The organism is Lyngbya sp. CCY1209 (assembly GCF_055795065.1).
This window is the reverse complement of record NZ_JAYFER010000414.1, coordinates 37,750-58,844: the sequence shown is the minus strand read 5'-3', so window position 1 is coordinate 58,844 and position 21,095 is coordinate 37,750. Positions and strand designations below refer to the sequence as shown.

Annotated in this window: 14 protein-coding genes; 5 read left to right on the top strand and 9 right to left on the bottom strand. The window is 51.9% G+C overall.

Annotation, left to right across the window (positions count from 1 at the left end):
• Positions 1-235: 235 nt before the first annotated feature.
• The gene (locus AC0QHF_RS12420; RefSeq protein ID WP_324704534.1) at positions 236-1,636 is read left to right on the top strand and encodes a TldD/PmbA family protein; all 1,401 of its coding nucleotides are present in this window, start codon (positions 236-238) and stop codon (positions 1,634-1,636) included.
• A gap of 127 nt (positions 1,637-1,763) precedes the next feature.
• On the opposite strand, the gene AC0QHF_RS12415 is transcribed toward AC0QHF_RS12420, so the two are convergent.
• Positions 1,764-3,554, bottom strand: a complete 1,791-nt coding sequence (locus tag AC0QHF_RS12415) for a TPM domain-containing protein (protein ID WP_324704532.1) — start codon at positions 3,552-3,554, stop codon at positions 1,764-1,766.
• 351 nt (positions 3,555-3,905) lie between these two features.
• Between AC0QHF_RS12415 and AC0QHF_RS12410 the strand changes: the two genes are divergently transcribed.
• Positions 3,906-4,673, top strand: coding sequence for a LemA family protein (locus AC0QHF_RS12410; RefSeq protein ID WP_324704531.1), 768 nt, complete (start codon positions 3,906-3,908; stop codon positions 4,671-4,673).
• 117 nt (positions 4,674-4,790) lie between these two features.
• Here AC0QHF_RS12410 and AC0QHF_RS12405 read toward each other — a convergent pair whose 3' ends face one another.
• From AC0QHF_RS12405 to mnmH, 3 genes are all read right to left on the bottom strand, one after another.
• Complete coding sequence (locus AC0QHF_RS12405) at positions 4,791-5,864, bottom strand: glycosyltransferase family 4 protein (protein WP_324704530.1); 1,074 nt, start codon at positions 5,862-5,864, stop codon at positions 4,791-4,793.
• A 165-nt stretch (positions 5,865-6,029) separates the two neighbouring features.
• Positions 6,030-6,638 (bottom strand): hypothetical protein, encoded by a 609-nt coding sequence (locus AC0QHF_RS12400; RefSeq protein ID WP_324704529.1) that lies wholly within the window; start codon positions 6,636-6,638, stop codon positions 6,030-6,032.
• Between the two features lie 72 nt (positions 6,639-6,710).
• Entirely contained in the window at positions 6,711-7,733 is a 1,023-nt protein-coding gene (gene mnmH / locus AC0QHF_RS12395) for a tRNA 2-selenouridine(34) synthase MnmH (protein ID WP_324704528.1), read from the bottom strand.
• 538 nt (positions 7,734-8,271) lie between these two features.
• On the opposite strand from mnmH, the gene AC0QHF_RS12390 reads away from it, so the two are divergent.
• From AC0QHF_RS12390 to AC0QHF_RS12380, 3 genes are read left to right on the top strand one after another with little or no spacing between them, the layout of a single operon-like run.
• Positions 8,272-10,140, top strand: a complete 1,869-nt coding sequence (locus tag AC0QHF_RS12390) for a two-component system response regulator (protein WP_324704527.1) — start codon at positions 8,272-8,274, stop codon at positions 10,138-10,140.
• 3 nt (positions 10,141-10,143) lie between these two features.
• Positions 10,144-11,475: a hybrid sensor histidine kinase/response regulator gene (locus AC0QHF_RS12385; protein ID WP_324704526.1), complete on the top strand. Its 1,332-nt coding sequence runs from the start codon at positions 10,144-10,146 to the stop codon at positions 11,473-11,475.
• Between the two features lie 19 nt (positions 11,476-11,494).
• Positions 11,495-14,653, top strand: a complete 3,159-nt coding sequence (locus tag AC0QHF_RS12380; RefSeq protein ID WP_324704525.1) for an MASE1 domain-containing protein — start codon at positions 11,495-11,497, stop codon at positions 14,651-14,653.
• A 4-nt stretch (positions 14,654-14,657) separates the two neighbouring features.
• Here AC0QHF_RS12380 and AC0QHF_RS12375 read toward each other — a convergent pair whose 3' ends face one another.
• From AC0QHF_RS12375 to AC0QHF_RS12355, 5 genes are all read right to left on the bottom strand, one after another.
• The gene (locus tag AC0QHF_RS12375; protein WP_324704524.1) at positions 14,658-16,892 is read right to left on the bottom strand and encodes a 7TM diverse intracellular signaling domain-containing protein; all 2,235 of its coding nucleotides are present in this window, start codon (positions 16,890-16,892) and stop codon (positions 14,658-14,660) included.
• A 306-nt stretch (positions 16,893-17,198) separates the two neighbouring features.
• Positions 17,199-17,645 (bottom strand): helix-turn-helix transcriptional regulator, encoded by a 447-nt coding sequence (locus AC0QHF_RS12370; RefSeq protein WP_324704523.1) that lies wholly within the window; start codon positions 17,643-17,645, stop codon positions 17,199-17,201.
• Positions 17,646-17,835: 190 nt separating this feature from the next.
• A complete protein-coding gene (locus AC0QHF_RS12365; RefSeq protein WP_324704522.1) occupies positions 17,836-18,384 on the bottom strand; it encodes a phosphoribosyltransferase in 549 nt (182 codons plus the stop codon).
• 136 nt (positions 18,385-18,520) lie between these two features.
• Positions 18,521-19,075, bottom strand: coding sequence for an adenylyl-sulfate kinase (cysC, locus tag AC0QHF_RS12360; protein ID WP_324704521.1), 555 nt, complete (start codon positions 19,073-19,075; stop codon positions 18,521-18,523).
• 242 nt (positions 19,076-19,317) lie between these two features.
• On the bottom strand, positions 19,318-20,706 hold the full coding sequence (locus AC0QHF_RS12355; RefSeq protein ID WP_324704520.1) for a malic enzyme-like NAD(P)-binding protein: 1,389 nt from the start codon (positions 20,704-20,706) through the stop codon (positions 19,318-19,320).
• Positions 20,707-21,095 lie beyond the last annotated feature (389 nt).

Here is a 21,095-nt window from a genome sequence, read left to right as displayed (position 1 = left end):
CCAGTTAAGGCTTAAGCTGGTCAGCTACCTGAAGGGGAGGGCACGAAGCCCCCGTGCTTCAGCCGGGGGTGCTGACTAAGATTTTGGCTTTTCTATTCCCAGCATATCCGCTCTTGTCATCCTCAAGATTCGTAGAACCGAACCGATAAAGCGGTAGAAACCGGGTTTCCCGTTTGCAACAGACCGATACTGAGGCAAAATGGTAGGGCAGATTGAGTCAATGGTGCCGCCGATGATGCCCACTGTCCTGACCGATGTCAAAACCCTCCTGCAAGATCTGATCGCCCGCTACGGCAAACGGGTCGATTATCTGGCGATCCGGGTCGAGGAAGCGGAAGAAACCAATATTTTATTGCGCGGCGATCGCATCGAAACCCTGAGCGAGGGGATCTCCCTGGGCGGACAGGTGCGGGCCTGCCACCGGGGGGGCTGGGGATTCGCCAGCTTCAACGACCTCTCGGCTTTGGAAAACCGCATCCAGGAAGCGATCGCGGCGGCGCGACTGATCGGCGACGACGAGACGATCCTCGCCCCCATCCCCGTCGTCGAAGACACCTACATCCTGCCTTTGACGGGTTCGGACCCTCGCGAGATCCCGCTGTCCCAGAAAAAGGAATTGTGCGATCGCTACGGGGAAATCCTCCGCAGCGTGGACGATCGCATCACCACTATCTCCGTCCGCTACGGCGACAGCACCCAACGCATCCTGCTGGCTACCTCCGAGGGAACCTTCCTGGAACAGGGCTGGGCGGACATGGAAATGCGGTTCGCGGCCACGGCCCGCAACGGGGAAACCGTCCAAACCGGGCGGGAAACCACCGGTTCGCGCAAAGCTTACGAAGATCTGACCCGCCTCGACGACCAGGTTCGCAGCGCCGCCCAGCGGGCCGTCAATTCCCTGGATTTGCCCCCCGTCCGGGGAAATCTCTACACTGTCGTCATCGACCCCATCCTCTCCGGTTTGTTCGTCCACGAAGCCTTCGGACACCTCTCGGAGGCGGATATGGCTTACGAAAATCCGGACCTGCTGGAGGTGATGAGTCTGGGGCGGCAATTCGGCCCCAAAAACCTGCAAATTTTCGACGGCGCGGCGCCCGTGGGACACCGGGGCAGCTATTTTTACGATGACGAGGGGACTCCGGCCACGACGACGCAGTTAATTAAAGATGGAATGCTCGTCGGGCGCCTCCACTCCCGAGAAACGGCCGGGAAACTGGACGAATCCCCCACCGGAAACGCCCGCTGTCTGGACTACCACTATCCCCCCTTGGTGCGGATGACGAACACTTGGATCGAACGGGGTGATACGCCGGTTCCGGATTTATTCAACGATATCAAAGAGGGGGTTTACGCGCGAAATTGGCTGGGGGGAATGACCAACGGCGAGATGTTCACGTTCAGTGCCGGGGAAGCCTGGATGATTCGCAATGGGAAACTCGCCGAACCCGTGCGGGATGTGACTTTATCGGGGAATGTGTTTACGACTTTGGCGGATATTGAAGCGATCGGCGATGATTTCTACTGGGACGAGTCGGGGGGTTGCGGCAAGGGGGGACAAAATGGCTTACCCGTCGGCTGCGGCGGCCCGAGTCTGCGGATTCGGAATGTGGTGGTGGGGGGAGAAGCGGAAATGTAGGGAGTCGGGAGTCGGGAGTCGGGAGTCGGGTGTGGGGGCAACCGTCTCGGGTTGCCCGGTTGATGAATTAATTCAATTAATTCCTGCCATATTTTGGCCAGCACGGAGGCTTGCCCCTACATCTATTCTAAAAGCCACCACCGGCGCCTCCACCACCACTCCCGCCACCTCCAAAACTACCGCCGCCACTGCTACCGCCGCCACTCGAACCACCACCGCTATATCCGCCACCGTAACTCCCACCATAACTGCCACTAGAACTGCTGCTGGAACTTCCGCCACTGCTACTCGAAGGAGGAGGCAAACGGGGAATTTTCTCTTCTACTTCTTTGTGATAGTCGCAACAGTGGCAAGAGTAAGTAATCTGTCGTATTCCCTTACGAGATGTCGTGGGGTATTTGACAACTTTTGATGTGCATTCGACGGTTAATTCTTTTCCCACCGGACATTGATAATAGCCATTTCCCTTGTTTTGAACGTAGGCTTTTAAATAGATGGTGTCTCGGCTAATTTGTCCCCATTCAGGACACCACCACCCCTCAAAACTCGTGCTTTCGAGTTCCTGGGCGTCTCGTTCGTGTTCGGTGAGGAGGGGGGTTAAAGTGTCGCGATCGATTTGTTGCAGGGGTGTTTGAGATGTGGCACTGAGAATGGGACGGAGCGATCGCACATTTGGAGGCTTGCTAAATTGCCATTTACGCCAGTAACGAGTCATTGAAGAACAGCCCAAAAGACTGACAATAAACGCACCGAAAATCGCCCCGTTGACATTACCGATTGAACCACTTAAACTCTCCAATATAACGGGCAGGTTTTGAGGAGTTCCTAAAATACTAGCCCACACCATAAACCAGATGAATTGAAAAATTAATCCCAGTATCATGGTTAATGTCATCTTATCCCGTGCCAAACTGGGATGTTCACCGACTGTCAAAATTGCGACAAATAACAAAAATGAGATCAAATCAAACGAAGGTGGATATAACCAAATAAATTTAGCGCAAAAAACGGCAAAGATAAATGGCATGATCAGAAAAGATCCTGTCCCAGGTTTAAATTTTTTCCAAGCTTCTGCCCCGGATTGGGATTGATGCAGCACCCCAATTAATAGGAGGGCGACCATCAAGATTCCAGATGTGAGTGCGACAGGTGGGAAGACTTGCAATGTCAAAAATATAGCTGGAAATGTCAGTATAAATAAAAGACCAAACACCTCGATACGGAGGGACAGATTGATCAAGCGATCGCTGCTGTCCAATGTTTTGATTCGACAAGATTCACCGGGGTTGACTAAAATGGGTTGACGGGAAAAATGACGTGCCAATTTATAACCCAGATAAGATAACCCCCCAAAACAACCAAGCACAGGCCAGATGAAACTCGAATGATATGTAAAAGCAGGAAAGACAGAATTGATACTTTCAGACGGGACGGCTTGAGCCAAAGTATCGGTTTGTGGTAAAGTTGAATTGGGAGCGGTATGAGTAACCGGATCGCTGACGGTTTTAGGTTCGGTGTCCGGGGGAGAATTACTGATCTGATTTTGTATGCCTCGGATTAAAGCCTCCGTTCCCGCTAACGTGCCGCGATCGAAATCACCTGTTTTAAAATGGGGTTTGATTTTAGTATCGATAATTCGGCCAACTCTGGCATCGGGAAGAATGCCTTCCATGCCATAACCCGTTTCAATTTCGACTCTGCGATCGCCCACCGATGTCAAAAATAAAATACCATTATCATCACCCGCTTTGCCAATTCCCCAAGTATTAAACAATTCGGTTGTAAATGCTTTGGGAGAGGACGAAGGTTGAGTTTCGGGAACCGTGACGATCGCAATTTCCGCCCCATTTGTCGCTTCGAGTTCGGAAATCATCTGATTTAACTGAGTTTCCGTATCGTCGCTGAGGATATTCGCCATATCTGTCACCCATCCCCCATAAACCTGTCGGGGGTTGGGAACCTCCGAGGGGGTAAGGCTGTAACTGGGGTGGGGTTGACAGAGGAGAATCATCGCCAAACAAGCGAGCCCCAAACCATACAGCAAGCCAACTCGTATTTTTCGCCGGAGACGATTGTTGATATTCATATTAAGATGGAAAATAAACGACTGAGTAATGCCCATCAGTTGGACGGGCGATCGATCCGTGCCACTCGTCGCATCAATTGCTGTTTCAGGCGATTTGTTTTATATTGTATTCAATTCGTCGAAATTTTCCCTAATTTTTTAAAAAACTTATCATTTATTATTGTTTCTTCAAGGTCATTCCCCATGAGTGAGTCAGATGTCAACATTCCGGAAGAACTCGCCCCCGAAGTGCTGGAAGTGGCTTCCCGCCTGTATCAGGAAGCCAGCGATCGCTATTCCCTAGCCGAACTTCAGGAGGCGGGAGAGGCGGTTTCCATCCCCCCGGAATTGATCGAAACGGCGATCGCGCAAGTTCGAGAAAAACGGCGGCTTGAAGAAATCGCCCGACGGCAGGCACAGCAGCGAAAATCAGCGATAATTGGGATAGGAGTGGCTCTGGGAGGAGCGATCGCGCTTTGGGGAGTATTTGCTTATAATTCCTTATCGGGGAAATATCAGCAAGTGCAAGCCTCCTGGGCACAGGTGGAAAACCAACTCCAGCGTCGCGCCGATTTGATCCCCCAATTGTTGGCGGTTACGGAAGCACAAGCCGATCAGGAACGGGACATTGTGCGACTTTTAACGGAGTCGAGACAGCAGTTTTTACAGGCAAAATCGACGGATGAAAAATTGGCGGCAATGGCTGAAATGAATTCGGCAATTCAGCAATTTAATCAGTATGCGATCGCCGCTCCGGAACTGCGATCGTCCCAAGCGTTCATCAACCTTCAATATGAAATTGCCGGGACGGAAAATCGGATCGCCACGGAACGCCGACGGTACAATCAGGCGGTTCAAAGCTACAATCAAAACCGACAACGTTTCCCAACTTCGGTGGTGGGCGGGTTGTTCGGATTTGATCGACAGCCATTTTTTCAAGCGGAAAATACAGAAGTTCCCAAAATCGAGTAGTTCGAGTATTTTGACTCCATTGGCAAGCACGGAGGCTTGCCCCTACCTCTGATTTTCATTGGCATTCCGGCAATTTTTTGGCCAGCACGGAGGCTTGCCCCTACGGTTTGATTAATTTCAGCCGTCTCGAATCTGCAACAACCACCACTCCACCCGATCGCCCAATGCTTCCAAAGAATATTCCATTTCGGCCTGTTGGCGGCAGTTTTCCCGGTCAATTTGATCCAGGTTTGCGATCGCCTCAACTAAACCTTCCACACTATCAGGTTCCACCAGCCAACCCGTTTCCCCGTTGCAGACAATTTCGGCGGGTCCTCCCCGCCGGTAGGCGATGACTGGAACGCCGCAGGCCAACGCCTCGATCGCCACGTTTCCGAAGGCTTCCACCCAGCGGTGCGTCATCAGCAACCCCCGGCAGTGTCGCAGCCGTTCTTGCAGGCGATCGGTATCCAAAAATCCGATATAATTGATGGGCGCATCGGGATAACTTTCGAGGATGTTTTGCCAGTAATTCTCATCCTGTATTTTGCCAAAAATTTCCAAAGAAATCCCCGTTTTTTGCGCCGCTTCCACCGCATCTTCCAGGCCCTTTTCTGGGGAAATTCGCCCCATCCACGCCAGTTTATCTTCCGGTTGCGGGCAAAATTGATAGCGGGACATTTGCAACCCGCTTCCCAGACAGGCGTAGCTTCCCTCACAATTGAAGGTCGCCGCCTGGGTGTGGGTGTAAAATCCGACCGTCCCCGGATACCGATTCATCACCTCACAAATGACCCGATCCAAGGCGGAAGTTAACGATCCCATACTCACCCAGTGGGCGATGGGGGTTTGGAAAAATGGGGTCAGATAAAAGGGCAGCCAATCGTAGGCAAAATTGACGATCGCATCGTATTGATGTTGTACGCTTCTCCCGTATTCCCAGATGTTCGCCAAGACGGAATTTTCCGGTAAAATGATGGGTAAATTCCGACCTTGATTTTGGGCGATCGGCTGCCATTCTCCGGGAATTTCGACAATCGAAATCGAGTCCAATTCCGACCCCAGGGGAGCCACGACCTCGACCTCATGGCTCCGATCTTGCAGCGCTTTCGTGATGTTGAGCAAGGTCAATTCGACCCCCCCTCCAAATCCGGAACCGAGGGGGGCGACTGGGGTTGACATGAACAGCAATTTGAGGGGTTTCTCGGTCATGGGGCGATCGCATTTGGAGGGCGGATCATATTGTATCGCAAAAAGAAGCGTCAGACCTCATTTTTGGCTCGATTCCGAGGGATTTCCGCCGCCTTTGTGGTGGCGTTCTGCGCCTTCCATGCCGGTCTAAACCCGCACCAATCTATTGAAATGCCGGAGAATTGTCTATCCCGGTTCGCCGGCGGAATTGGGGGAAGGATCGAGGATCGGATCGCGATCGCGCGTCACCCATTCAAGGGCGATCAACAACGCACCCACGCCGAACAAACCGAAGACTTTGAGAAGTTTGGGATAGGCGGGGGACTCGACGGTGGCGGATTCCGGGGCATTCGGCTCGGAAAATAACACCCGGTCGCCCTGATTTTTGCCGTATTCCAAACCGTAGATATTGGAATCGGAAATTTCCAGGATACTCGACGTTTCTCCGCCCCGGCGACGGGCGAAAACGTTCAACCCGGCGATCGGTTCCGGCTTCAGATTCAGGGCGAAAACCTCCAGATCTTCTTTTTCCCAAGTTTGATCGCCCCGGCGGGCTGCAAAATCCTCCAATTCCGACAACTCCAGGACGCCGTTTCCGTCGCGATCGTCGCCCCGAATTTCGACCGTCAGGCGATCGTCTCCCACCTGCTGCCGAAACTGAAACTGTGCGGGGGGGTCGGCTGTCCAACCCACCATTTTGAGGCCGAAGATGGCGCCGGCAATGGTCGCCGCTCCGACCACTTTTCCGACTGAAATCTTCTCATTTTCTCCCCTCGGCTCAATGTTGCTGTTCATGATTCAATCCAATAATAGACGCCCTGTCCGCTCAAAGAGAACATAGGATTTCCGGAACGAGGGTATGCAGATTTATTCCCAAATCGCCCGCGCCTTTTGCAGCAGGCGGGTTGCCGCCTCGTCGGGGGAACAGCCCGCCACGTCAACGCCGTGGAGGGGAACCTGCCGCCGTTCTAAATCGTAGGAATAGGTTTTATCGTAGTAATACAGGATCAAATCGAAGGCTTCCGCCAATTTTCCCCGCTCCAAAAATGCGATCGCCTCCCGGGTTCGCGCCCCCCCCAGCCGCTTGCGAATCCGCTCCGTCGCCCCGATCAATTTCTCGATTTCCGCCTCTCCGTAGGCCTCCACAAGCAGCTCCAGACGCTCGTGGCGGGGTCGTTCGATCTGGATGACCGGCGCCCGATCCATCTGCTGGTAAAGCTCTTCCGGGACGCGACACAGGCCGATCCGCTTGCTTTCCGCTTCGATCCAAACCCGCCGTTCGGGATCGAAACCCGCCCAGGCGATCGCGATCTGGTTCCAAAATTGTTCGTTCGTCGGCTGGGGCGGCTGTCCCAAACTGCCGTAGCTACTGCCCCGGTGGCGGGCGAGTCCCTCCAGGTCGAGAATTTGTTCCCCTTGGGCGGCGAGGGCGTGGAGGACGTCGGTTTTTCCGGTCCCCGTCATCCCGCCGAGAATGACGATTTTTTTGGGGGTTTGAAATTGCGCGCGCCCCCAGCCTCGGAAGGCTTTGTATCCCCCGGCGAGGAGGGAAACTCGGAAGCCGCCCATTTCCAACACCCAACTCACCCCGCCACTCCGCATTCCTCCCCGCCAGCAGTACATCCGAATTTGCCCGTCGGGGGCTAGATCTCGGGCCGCGGCGATGAAGCCGGCAAATTTGGGGCCGGCGATGGCGAAACCCAACTCCACAGCGCGATCGCGGCCTTCGTGTTTGTAGCAAATTCCCACTTTCGCCCGTTCCGCGTCGGTGAACAGGGGAAATGCGATCGCCTCCGGAATGTGGCCCTGGGCGTATTCGCCCGGACTGCGGACATCCAAAATCGGGCCGGGGGCTTGCAAAAAGCGATCGGGATTCAGGGATTGAGCCATGAATGATGCGGGGCCTCAAATTGGCGTCGAGTTTTGACGGCTAAAAAATGGTGACAACTCTATGATAACCGTATGTTAATCTAATTTTAAGATTAATTTTTTAGACTGGGCGTAGCATCCGACTACGATTAGATTGGGGTCATTCTGCTTATATCAAAAAATCGCAATGGAGTCAAAATCCTATGTTGTCTCTCTACAATTGGGACGTTGGCAGGCGCTCCGCCGATCCGGCTCGGATGAATGAAGCTGCCAACAGAGGGGGGTTATCGGAGTGTCTGCGGATGATCGAATGTGAAAACAACCCGAACGAGGGAGAGATGACTCAAAGCGCGATCGCCAAAACGAATCAGAACCCGGAAATCCGAGCGTGAAATGTCGGGGTTCGGAAATGACGATCCGATGGCAGCGTGACCGTTACATTTCTTTAACTTGACGGCGATCGGTTCGCGATTTCTTAACCTTCGGTTCTGTCGCGATCGCCAAAAAAGCGTTAAAATCTCACCCAAACAGAAATCCTCTGACGCATTTATAGGCGGAAATGAATAAAGAGCCACTTTATTTAATTCTAATTGTCGATGACAATCCAAATAATATAAGGGTCGTTTTTAATTTTCTTAAAAAATCGAACTTCCGAGTTTTGGTTTCTACGGGCGGGGAAGATGCGCTGAGAAAAACCAAAGAAGTAACTCCCGATTTAATTTTATTGGATATAATGATGCCCAAAATCGACGGGTTTGAAGTCTGCCGTCGCCTCAAAGACAATCCCGAAACTCGAGAAATTCCCGTGATCTTCATGACCGCCCTTGCCGAGATCGAAAATAAGGTGGAAGGGTTCGCCTTGGGGGCCGTCGATTACGTCACCAAACCCCTGCAACAAGAGGAAGTTTTGAGTCGGGTTCGATTGCACCTAAAATTGCACGATTTGAACCGCAGCTTGCAAGAAAAAAATCACAACTTGAGCGAAGAGATTGCCGCCCGGTTGGCGGTAGAAGCGGAATTAAAGCAACTCAATAAAAAACTAGATATCCGGGTTCAAGAACGGACTCAAGAACTCTCGCAGGCTATAAAAGAATTGCACATCCGGGAAGAAAAACTGCGCCATCAAGCGACCCATGATTCTCTGACCGGCTTATTTAACCGGGCTTGGTTGATGAAATTTTTGTCAGAAAAAATCGCAGATAGCCGGCTAAAAAAAGAAGAAAATTCTATCCTATTTGTCGATTTAGATCGATTCAAAAACATCAATGATCGCTTCGGACATTTGACCGGAGATGGGCTGCTAAAAGTCGTAGCATTTAGATTAAGAAAATGCCTGAAATCGAGAGCTGAAATCGCCCGATTGGGAGGGGATGAATTTCTGATCGTTGTCCCCGGAAAATGGGATACAAACAAACAATCTTCATTGATTGCGGACATCTTCGAGCAATTTAAAAAACCTTTTAATGTCGGCAAATATCAACTATTTGTCCGGGTGAGTATCGGCATCGTTCCCGCCATCGACGGCTATTTAAAACCGACTGATATTCTCCGAGATGCGGATATTGCCATCTACCAAGCCAAACAGATGGGCCGGGGATGCTCCGTCGTCTTGACACCGGAAATGCGGGCGGCGGCATGGGAACGGATTCAACTCGAATCCGACCTCCGTCAGGGAATAGAAGAAGAACAGTTTTGTCTGTATTACCAACCGATCGTTTCCCTATCAACTCGGAAATTGACGGGATTTGAAGCGCTCATTCGCTGGCAACATCCGCGGCTGGGAATTGTCTCGCCGGGAGTATTTATCGACATCGCACAAGAGATCGGCTTGATTTCTGCCCTCGACTGTTTGGCTTTTAAATTAGCCTGCCAGCAAATCGAGAAATGGCGAAGAGAATTGGATTTAAAAGAGTTTCCCGTTGTCAATATCAATTGTTCAGCTCAGAGATTGCAACAGCCCGAAATCGTCGCCCAGGTACGGGCGGTGATGGGAAAGTATGAAATTGAAACTTCGGCTATCAAACTAGAGGTCACGGAGAGCGACTTTTTGAAAACTGCCCATCAGGCGATCGAGATCCTGCGACAACTTCACGACTTGGGAATCAAGCTTTGTATCGACGACTTTGGAACGGGACATTCGTCCTTGAGTCGCCTGCACAACTTTCCCCTGGATACGCTCAAAATTGACCGTTCGTTTGTGACTCGCTTGACAGATAACAGAGGAGGAGAAGAAATCATTAAAACAATTATTTCTCTCGCCCACCGTCTGAATATGGACGTGGTAGCCGAAGGAATCGAAACCCGAGAACAACTTGACAAACTGATCGAGTTGAACTGTGAATTCGGTCAAGGGTATCTGTTTTCTCAACCACTGCCCGGCCGAGAAGCGACCCAATTTTTGATCGAGCCATCACTTTTCGCCCATTAAATTATGAACTCAAAACACGAAGGACAAACCACCCTACTGATCGTCGATGACAATCCGACAAATATCAAAGTTCTCTTTGAATTTCTTCGGAAAGTCGGCTTCAGGGTTTTGGTCGCCAAAGATGGGGGAGATGCCCTCAACAAACTTCAATCCGCCGTTCCCGATTTGATTTTGCTGGATGTGATGATGCCGGGAATTGACGGTTTTGAAACCTGTCGGCAGATCAAAGCCAATCCGAACCATCGCGATTTACCGATTATTTTTATGACGGCCCTCGCAGATACGGATAACAAGGTGAAGGGCCTGTCATTGGGGGCGTTGGACTACATCACCAAACCCTTTCAGCAGGAAGAAGTCCTCGCCCGCATCAACCTGCAACTGAAGTTGCGGTCTTTGACGCGAGAACTCGCCGATAAAAATCAACAACTCGCCGAACTCAACAGCCAACTCGAACAGAAAGTCAAAGAGCGGACGTCGCAACTTGAAAAAGCCCAGTCGCAGCTCATTTTGAGCGAAAAAATGTCTTCCTTGGGACAATTGGTCGCCGGAATTGCCCACGAAATTAACAATCCCGTCAGTTTTATCGGCGGAAATTTGTCCCACGCCCAGGATTACGCCCGAGATTTAATTCATCTCCTCGAACTTTACGGCAAATACTATCCCGAACCCGAACCCGAAATTTTAGAGGAGATAGAAGCCGTCGATTTGGAATATCTCGTCAAAGATTTTACCAAATTGCTGGATTCCATGAAGGAAGGGACGAAACGGCTGGCGGACATCAGCGGTTCGATGCGGACGTTTTCTCGCTCGGATACACGGACTCGGGTGGCGTTTAATCTTCACGATGGCATTGACAGCACCCTGATGATTTTAAAGCACCGTCTCAAGGGAAATGACGATCGCCCCCCTATCGAAATCGTCAAAAAATATGGAAAATTGCCGGAGATCGAATGTTATCCCGGACAATTGAACCAAGTGTTCATGAACTTGCTCTCGAACGCGATCGATGCGGTGGAAGAGAAAAATGTCGGCCGCAGCTTCGACGACATTTCAGCGGACCCCAATTGTATTACAATCGAAACAGAATATTTTCCCGAATCCCGACAAGTCGCGATTCGCATCCGAGATAACGGCATCGGCATGACCCCGGACATTCAAAATCAAATATTCGATTATTTGTACACCACCAAGGCTGTCGGAAAGGGAACCGGACTGGGACTGGCGATCGTCCGTCAAATTGTCGAAGATCAACACGGGGGGACGATCGCTTTGGCTTCCCAACCGGGACGGGGAACTGAGTTTAACGTGACGTTGCCGGCCCAGTTGTCAACCTGAGTAGCGGTCGGGGGAATTGATGGAAAACCGATTGAATTTGAACCCAAAAAAACTGTTGATCGCCGCCATCGTCGCCATCGTCGCCGTCACTTATATTTGTATTGCCAAAATTTCCCTGCTGGTGGCGACGGTATACGGGAGTGTCGCCGCGATTTGGCCGATCTCCGGACTGGCGATCGGCGGAGCATTGCTACTCGGCTATCCCGTGATTTGGGGCGTTTTCATCGGCAGCCTCATCCTCGGATTTTCCAGTCGAGAATTGGCGGCACTTTCCGCCCTCACCACGGTCGTCTTCGCCCTCGCAAATTCTCTGGAAGCGATCGTGGCGGTGGTTTTGCTCGATCGCTTTGTCGGCTCCCGAAATTGGCTCGTCCGCTCTCGGGACCTGTTCAAATTCATCGGACTCTCCGTCGTCTTCAGTCCCGCCGTCAGCGCCACAATCGCCACCCTCACCTTGGTGGCAACCCGCCAAGTTGCCTGGAATGGCGGCGCGGAAATTTGGACAAATTGGTGGGTGTCGAATGCGGTCGGTATTTTGGTCTTCACACCTTTAATCGTCGCTTGGGGTCGTCAAAATCAACCCCCACATCAACGGCAAATGATCGGACAACAAAAAATAGAATTCCTGTTATTGGTCGGGTTGCTATTGGCAATCAATATCCTCGCCTTTTTGCGGGGGTATCCGATCGAATATATGCTCGTCCTGCCACTGATTTGGGCGGCGTTTCGCTTCCCGCCCCAAATCGTCACATTGCTGGTCGTCGCCATCATTTCAATTTCGGCGATCGCCACGGCCAACGGCTACGGTTCGTTTGTGCGAGATTCTCCCGGCGAATCTTTGGTGCTGCTGCAGTCGTTCATCGGCGCGATCGCCATTAGTGCGTTGGTTTTATCGGCCCTCGTTTCTGAACACAAGAAAACCCAACTTCAACTCCAAAAAATTAATTCGGAACTCGAAGAGAGAATCCAGCGACGGACCGCCTTACTATTGGAAGCCCAGCGCGTCGCCCACGTCGGCAACTGGGAATACGATCTCGAGACGGGTCAAATCACTTGGTCGGAAGAAGTCTTCCACATTTTTGGCTTGAATCCGACCCAAGAAACGCCCGATTTTGACCAATTTCAACAACTAATTCATCCCGAAGATCGGGAGATTTTTTTGACGGCGATCGCGCGGGTCATCGAAACCAAACAACCGGCCCAATTCGACTATCGGATCGTGCGACCCGACGGTTCAATTCGATTTGCAGAAGCCAAAACCAAACCGTTAGTTGACAGCGAGGGACGGGTGACCTGTTTATTTGGCACCGTCCTTGACATGACCCAACGAAAACAAACGGAGGAAGCATTCAAAACTTCGGAAGAGCGGTATCGCACCCTTTTTGAAGCCAACCTGGACGCGGTCATGTTGCTCGATGAAAACATCTTGATCGATTGCAACGAGGCGACTTTAAAAATGTTTGGATGCACCGATAAATCCGAATTTATCGGCAGACATCCGAGTGAATTTTCCCCCGAAAAACAACCGGACGGGACGAACTCGCAACAGCGCGCCCGAGAAATTATGATGCGGCTCGATGCCCGACAAGACACCCTCCGCTTCGAGTGGCTGCACCAGCGTTTAAATGGCGAGCAGTTTCTCGCCGACGTGTGCACGAAAGCGACCCTTTTGGGAGAGCGGAATATTTGGCAAGTGGTGGTGCGGGATATCAGCGATCGCAAAGCCTACGAACGACAATTGCAAGAGGCAAAAACCGCCGCAGATATGGCTAACCAAGCCAAAAGCGAATTTCTCGCCAATATGAGCCACGAACTGCGGACCCCCCTCAACGGCATTCTCGGCTACACCCAAATCCTGGAACGAGCCGACGACCTTAACCAACACCGCCACGGCATCGACATCATCCGCCAGTGCGGCACCCATCTGTTAAACCTGATCAACGACATTCTCGACCTCTCCAAAATCGAAGCCCGAAAAATGGAACTCTATCCCAAAGAATTCCATTTTTTATCTTTCGTGACGAGCGTGGCGGAAATGATCCGCATCCGCGCCCAAAACAAAGGCATCGAGTTCACTTACATCGGCGACCCCCAGCTTCCCGCCGCGATTATTGCCGACGAAAAACGGTTGGGACAAATTTTAATTAACCTCCTCGGAAATGCCGTCAAATTTACCGATACCGGCGGCGTGACGTTCCGCGTCGAAGTCACCGACAGCACCCCCAAAACCGTCCGACTTCGATTTGGTGTCGAGGATACGGGAGTGGGAATGAACGAGGAACAAATCGAAACGATCTTTCGGCCTTTCGAGCAAGTCGGCGCCATTTCTCGCCGCGCCGAGGGCAGCGGTTTGGGACTGACGATTTCCCAAAAACTGCTGGCGATGATGGGCTCTACCATCGAAGTCAGCAGTCGGTTGGGGGGGGGAAGTTGTTTCAGTTTCGAGTTGGAAGTGCCCCTGGCAGACGATTGGGTATCGGCGGTCACGCAGGTAGAGGGGAGAAAAATTGTCGGCTACGAGGGGTCGCGCCGAAAATTATTGGTCGTGGATGATAAAGCGGTGAATCGGACAATTATTATGGAAGTGCTCGACCCCCTGGGATTCGACTGCCACCGGGCTGAAAATGGCGAAGAAGGGCTGGCAGTCGCCCGAGAATTACAGCCGGATTTAATTCTGACGGATTTGGTGATGCCGGTGTTGGACGGGTTTGAAATGACCCGCCGCCTGCGTCAAGATCCCCGCCTCAAAAATACCATCATCATCGCTTCTTCCGCCAGCGTTCTTCAGCAAGATCAAGTGCAGAGTTTGGAGGCTGGGTGCGACGATTTTATCCCCAAACCGATCGAGTTCGACCGGCTGTTGGAAATTCTGCAAAAATACCTCAATTTGGAGTGGATTTACGAAACATATCGACCCTCGCGAACTGACGATAACACCCCGGAGGATGTCGCCTCAGATGAATGGGTTCTGCCACCGGCTGAAGCGTTGATGGTCATTTGTGAGGCGGCAAAGATTGGGGATATCGAACAAATTGAGCGAGAGGTGCAAAGAATTAAAATTTCGGATCAAAGGTACGTTCCCTTTTGCGATCGCGTCTCGGAATTGGCGCTCAATTTTGAAGATCATGAAATTGTCAATCTGATTGAGTCCCATTTGCCACCAACGTCCCGAGATTGAGGGTTCAAGCTTCGATGAGTTTGAGAATGGCGCGATCGTCAAAATCTCGGGCAAATTGAAGGACTTTATTGGCAAAATTGGTATAGCTAGGATTCACCTGCTTGAGCCGTTTTGCTTCCCGCTCCAGGGTGTCGATATCTCCAATTCTGGCGGCTTGGATCAGGTCGGATAATTCTTCGATGGGAGGGACGATAAGGGAAGTTTCTGAAGGATCGGGTTCCACTTGCTCTTCATCCATCTCTCGTCCCGCATAAATCCATTGTAACGGCAAATAAACTTGCAATTTTTGCAAGAGTTCATTGACGCGAATGGGTTTCGTTATCAAGTCATTACATCCGGATTCTAAAGCTAACTGTTTAATTGAGCCCGAAGCACTTCCGGAAGCGACGACAATGGGCAAATTATTGAATTGAGGAGATTGGCGCAACTGTCGGATCATTTTCAATCCATCCTTGACCGGCATGATCAAATCTGTAATGACCAGATCGGGTTGGAAAATGTGAACTTGTTCAATCCCTTGTTGTCCGTTCTCCGCTTCGGCAACGGTAAAACCGAGGGACTCCAATAAGTGTTTGAGAAAAGAGCGATTTTCCGGGCGATCGTCAACCACCAAAATTTTGCGCCGATCGCCGCTAAACCCGATGATATTTTCAGCTTTAATCGTGGGTTTTGACGGGACTTCTTCCGTCGAAATGGTCAGCTCCAAGTCGAACCAAAATTGACTGCCGCGATCGGGATAACTTTCGACGTGAATCTGTCCCCCCATGATCTGTACCAGCCTTTGACTGATGGCTAATCCCAACCCCGTCCCCTCCGCATTGTGGATGCGATCGCCGACTTGTTCAAAGGGTTGAAATAATTTTTCGATTTGTTGAGATGTCAATCCCCGACCCGTATCTTCTATCGAAAAGTGAATTTTGGCGGTGCCGACGGGAGATTGAGGGAGGGGCAAAATTTCGAGCAACTGCACTTCAAACGTGATACTACCCCGGGGAGTAAATTCGACGGCATTATCCAAAAGGTGATTCAAAATTTGCCGGAGTCGATCGGGGTCGGCGCGGACGTAAAGGGGCAAGCCTTCGTCAAATATCCCCAGGAAGTTTAACTGCTTCTGACGACTTCTTTCCTGAAACGGCTCGACGATTTCAGCTAGGAATTCTGGCAGACAAAAATCGGCGGGATAAATTTCAATATTTTCGACATCAAATTTGGAGATATCGAGGATTTCGTCGATGATTGATGAGAGGTGAGAACTGCAGTTGTAAATCACGTCCAAACCTTCTTTTTGCTTCTCCGTCAGGCGATCGTCTCGTCTCAAGATTTGGGCGTATCCCAAAATACCATTCAAAGGAGTTCTCAATTCGTGGCTGACATTGGCGATGAGTTGACTTTTGGTGCGGTTGGCGACTTCAGCCGTTATTTTCGCTTTTTGCAGGTCTTCAGTCCGTTCCTTGACCCGTTTTTCGAGGTCGGCTTTTGCCAAGTGCAAAGCCTGATTTAACTCTTCTTTTACCCGCAGGGTTTCGGCTTGCTCTTTTTCTTGGTTTTGTCGGAGGATATTGATCCGATCGCCCAGAGCAAAGGCGATGAAGAGGGCGACCGGCAAAATCCCCAAGCCGGGATATCGAACCAAAATCTGGAACTGGGCGGGAAGTAAATCCCCAATGGAAAAGAGCGTCAGGTTCGCCTGAATCAATAGCAGCAGTTGGGCGAAGAAGAAGTAACGGGCTTGTTTTTGCCCTTGCCGCCAACTCAATATAATGGCGATAAAAATTAGCCAGTAGGTGAGCAATAATAAGGCGATAAATATCCAGATAAATAGGCGGGAAACTGGCCACAAAATGAGGATTGTAAAACCGGCGATCGCGATCGATAAAAATCTGAAATATTGATGGAAATTGGGGGTCAGAGATTGGCGATTGAGGAAGGTTTCGGAGAATCGAATAAAAGCCAGCAGGGATAGACCCATCGTTAGGGAAAAAATCCCAGGATTTATGTCCGGATTTTTGAGCAAAAAGTATTCTTCAAAAATGCCGTTTTGGGAGCTACTTAAAATCAAGTTCATTAGCAAAAAAAATACGTAATATTTATAACTTTTGTCGCGCAACGTCAACCCAATAAAAAAGTGATAGCCGATCATGATCAGCATGAAACCGTAGTAAAAACCCAAAATAAAACTCTCGGTTTGGAGGTGGGGTATCAAAGCATCAACCGACCACAGACTCAGCGGAACGACCATCGCGCCCCTCGTCTTCAAACTCAGATCATTTAAACCCAGGGGATAATATCCGTTCCGTTCCGTCAAAATTACGGCAGACTCAGACCGGTCTGAATGAGCAGGTGAAGCCAGAACAAGGAGCGTAAAAATAGACATAAAAAAAGGTATAATTAGACCGAATATTTTTCTCATAAAAAGCATTCAATCCAGGTCTTTTTGGATGCAGAAAGAGAGGGGAAGAAAAACGAAATGTTAAAAAGTCTCTTGACAGAGTCACTTTCAATTATAGCGCCGCGCCCCGGGTGTCCGTAAGTGGACAGAGCCGATTCAATTCTCACCCCGGCGATCCGCATTTTTGAAGTTCTGGTCGCCTTTGGGAGTGAGCGACGATTCTCGAAGGTCCATCCGTTTCAGTCGCTTGCCTTTTCGACGCAGGTAGCGATCGACCTCCTTCTCGGACGTGACCCAAGTCTCGAGATCTTCGTCCCATTCAAATGGCAGGGTGCGGCGAATTCGCAGCGATCGCACCCGCTGATGAGAAACCCCCAAAATTCGCATCACGTCGGACTGCCGCAGTCTGTCCGGACGCTCGGACGACGCTTCCGGCTTCGGTTCCGGCGGCATGGCCGCCCACAGGTGTTTGATGGCCCCCAAGAGTTCCTCGGAGGGGTGGCTGCGTCCGTTTTCCCAGCGATTGACGCTGGCCCGGGAGACGCCGAGGCGATCGGCCAACCCTTCCTGGGATAACTTGAGTCGCCGTCTCAGAGTTTGCATCAATTTTGGGAGACTCGATTCCGACTCGGACATGAGATTTAAAAAAGCGATCAGCATTGGAGTGGGGGAGAAGTGAGAATTACCCATTCATTTCTCATTCCCAACTCCCGATTTCCATTTTAGTCATTGCCATCCGCCCCACCTCTGGCGAACCTCCTATTTCTCGGGGTAGATAAACAGGCCGCGATCGCTATTTGTCCGGATGGGAATCGGTGCGAATCTCAGTCGCGATCGCCTCTTTGTGTGGCAAATCGGCCGGATCCATTTTTTCGTAACACTCGAAGGGCTGGTGAATCCAGGGGTCGTCACTCAGATAATCGACGTAGTAATCGGGGACGACGGAAGAACAACTTTTGTACCAAAGGACCGCCGTCCGAATTTCTCGGATTTCGTCGGGATAGTGCTCCGTCAACCAGGCAACGGAGCGATCGAGGCTCGTCCCGGAATCCACCAGGTCGTCCACCAGCAAGACGTTGCTCCCCAGATTTTCCGTCGTCATGGTCAGGTGGTGGGCGAGGCGAATTTCGCCCCGGGTTTGCCCTCGGGGGCCGCCGTAGGAAGAGGTGGCGAGGATCGCCAGGGGCAAATTATAAATGCGGGAGAGCACGTCCCCGATTCGCATCCCCCCCCGGGCGATGCAGACGATTTGATCGAAGGCCCACTGGGATTGATAAATTTTAGCGGCCAAGATTTCAGTTTTGCGATAATATTCGGTCCAGGAAATGTAGAGGTCGCTCATGAATCAATAAAGGTCAATTTTGTCGTGTTTAACCGGATCAATCGTCCGAATTTTCGCCCCTCGTTCCTGAATGTATCATCCTCGCTTCGGGGCAATTCCCGAAGAATTGCCCCGGCTCCAAAAGCGATGGCGATCGCTACTGAGATGCCACTGCAGTCGGACTCTGTAAATAGCCCATCTTTTCCAACGCCCCGATCACTTTATCGACGCTTTCGGAAAGTTCTTCCAAGTCGGTCCGACATTCGATTTCCGGATTGAGGGGGGGTTCGTAGGGGTCGCTGATGCCGGTGAAGGCTTTGATTTCTCCGGCCCGCGCCCGCTTGTAGAGTCCTTTCACGTCCCGCGTCTCACAGACGTCGAGGGGCGCATTGACGAACACTTCCACAAAATCGCCGATCCGTTGCCGCACCTCATCCCGAATCTCGCGGTAGGGAGAAATGGCGGACACAAAGACGATGACGCCGTTGCGCGTCAACAGGTGGGAAACGAAACCGATCCGGCGGATATTTTCATCCCGATCTTCCTTGCTAAATCCCAACCCCTTCGTCAGGTTCGTCCGCACGATGTCCCCATCCAAAATTTCCAGCCGATATCCTCTGGATTTCAGTTCTTCGGCGACGGCTTGGCTGATGGTGGTTTTGCCCGCGCCGCTCAAACCCGTAAACCATACGGTGACGCCTCGTTGCTCCATTGATTTGATTTCTCCTGATAAATGACAACAATCTCAGACCGACGAGTTGAAATTGAATGGGGTTCGGATCGAATTTCGCCCCCCGAAATCGGTCAAAATCTGTAGACGGATACCACCCGACAATCGGTTTTGAGGATCGAGTTCGCGACGATCGAAAAATGTCAAACGTCCCGATCCCAATCATAGAATAATTCGCCCCACTTTCGGCAGCATCCGCCCGATCCGACGGTGGGGCGCGATCGCTAACGGCGGGCGATGCCCTCCTGGCGGGCCGTTTGGGCCACCGCCGCGGCCACGGCCGTGGCGACCCTCTTATCGAACACGGAGGGGATGATGTGTTCGGGCGTCAGTTCGTTCGGCGTCACCAGGGAGGCGATGGCGTTGGCCGCTTCCAGGTACATACTCATCGTCAGGGTGGCGGCCCGAGAGTCCAGGGCGCCCCGGAAAATCCCCGGAAACGCCAGCACGTTGTTGATTTGGTTGGCGTAATCGCTGCGTCCCGTCGCCATTACCGCCACGTCGTCCACGACCAATTCGGGCTGAATTTCGGGGATGGGGTTGGCCATCGCGAACACGATCGGATCTTTCGCCATCGATCGCACCATCTCCGGCGTCACCACCCCGGGGACGCTCACCCCCATGAACACGTCCGCCCCCTTCATGGCGTCGGCCAGATTTCCCCCCGACTCCACCGCAAATTCCCGCTTCTGGGGGGTCAGCTCCCGGTCCGCCGAGATAATCCCCCGGGAGTCGCACAGGACGATTTCCGTCGCCCCGGCCTTTCTGAGCAGGCGGGCGATGGCGATCCCGGCCGCCCCCGCCCCGTTCAGGATAATTTTCACCTCCTCCATCGACTTGTCCACCAGTTTCAGGGCGTTGATCAGAGCCGCCAGACTGACGATCGCCGTCCCGTGCTGGTCGTCGTGAAATACCGGGATGTCGAGTTCTTCCCGCAACCGGGCTTCGATCTCAAAACACCGCGGCGCGGCGATATCCTCCAAATTCACCCCGCCGAACACCGGGGCGATGTGTTTGACCGTCGCCACAATTTCATCGGGATCTTGGGTGTCCAGACAGACCGGAAACGCATCGATATCGGCGAACTCCTTGAAGAGCATGGCTTTGCCCTCCATGACCGGCAGGGCACCGCCCGGGCCCAAATTCCCCAGGCCCAGAACCGCGCTGCCGTCGGTGACGATCGCCACCGTGTTTTGTTTGATCGTCAGGTTGTAGGCCTGTTCGGGGTCGTCCGCGATCGCCCGACAGATGCGGCCGACCCCCGGCGTGTAGGCCATCGCCAAATCGCTCTGGGACTTGAGGGGGATCTTACTCTGGATGCTGATTTTGCCGCACCGGTGCAGGTTGAAGGTGCGATCGTAAACCGTGAGCAATTTTAAACCGGGCAGGGTCTTCACCGACGCGATAATTTGCTCGGCGTGTTCCGTACTCGAAGCATCGACGGTGAACTCCCGGATGGTGGTGTGGCGGGTCTGCTCGATCAGGTTGATCGCCCCCATGTTGCCCCCCGCCGTGGCGATCGCCTGCACCACGGCCGCCAGTTGGCCGGCCCGGTTCGGCAGTTCCAGGCGGAGGGTGACGCTAAAACTCGGATTCGGTGTGAGATTGACCATGCTGCAAGAATCGTAGGAGTTAAACCGCTCTGAAAACCGACTTCAACTGATATACAACTGCCCAAATATTGGCGTTGAATGGGTTCGATGTTTTCTTCCCGCTTGTTTCTGGAAGTGTCGGCACCGTCCAGTCCGCGGGCTAACACGGACGAGCCGCCCGCTTGATGGGGTGAAAAGAAAAATCTTTTCGCTGCGCGGAGCTTCTAACTTCCCGCTGTCTATGGAGCTTGAACATTGACGTGAAAACGCCATGTTGTATCCTCTGACGGCACCCGGTTATGTTTGACTTTTCAACCGGCCGAAGGTAATTATACCCAAAATTGAGCGGATTTGAGGAGATTTTTCGACTTCTGTTGAACCCCTAGATTTGAGAAGGTTCGCCAGCAGTT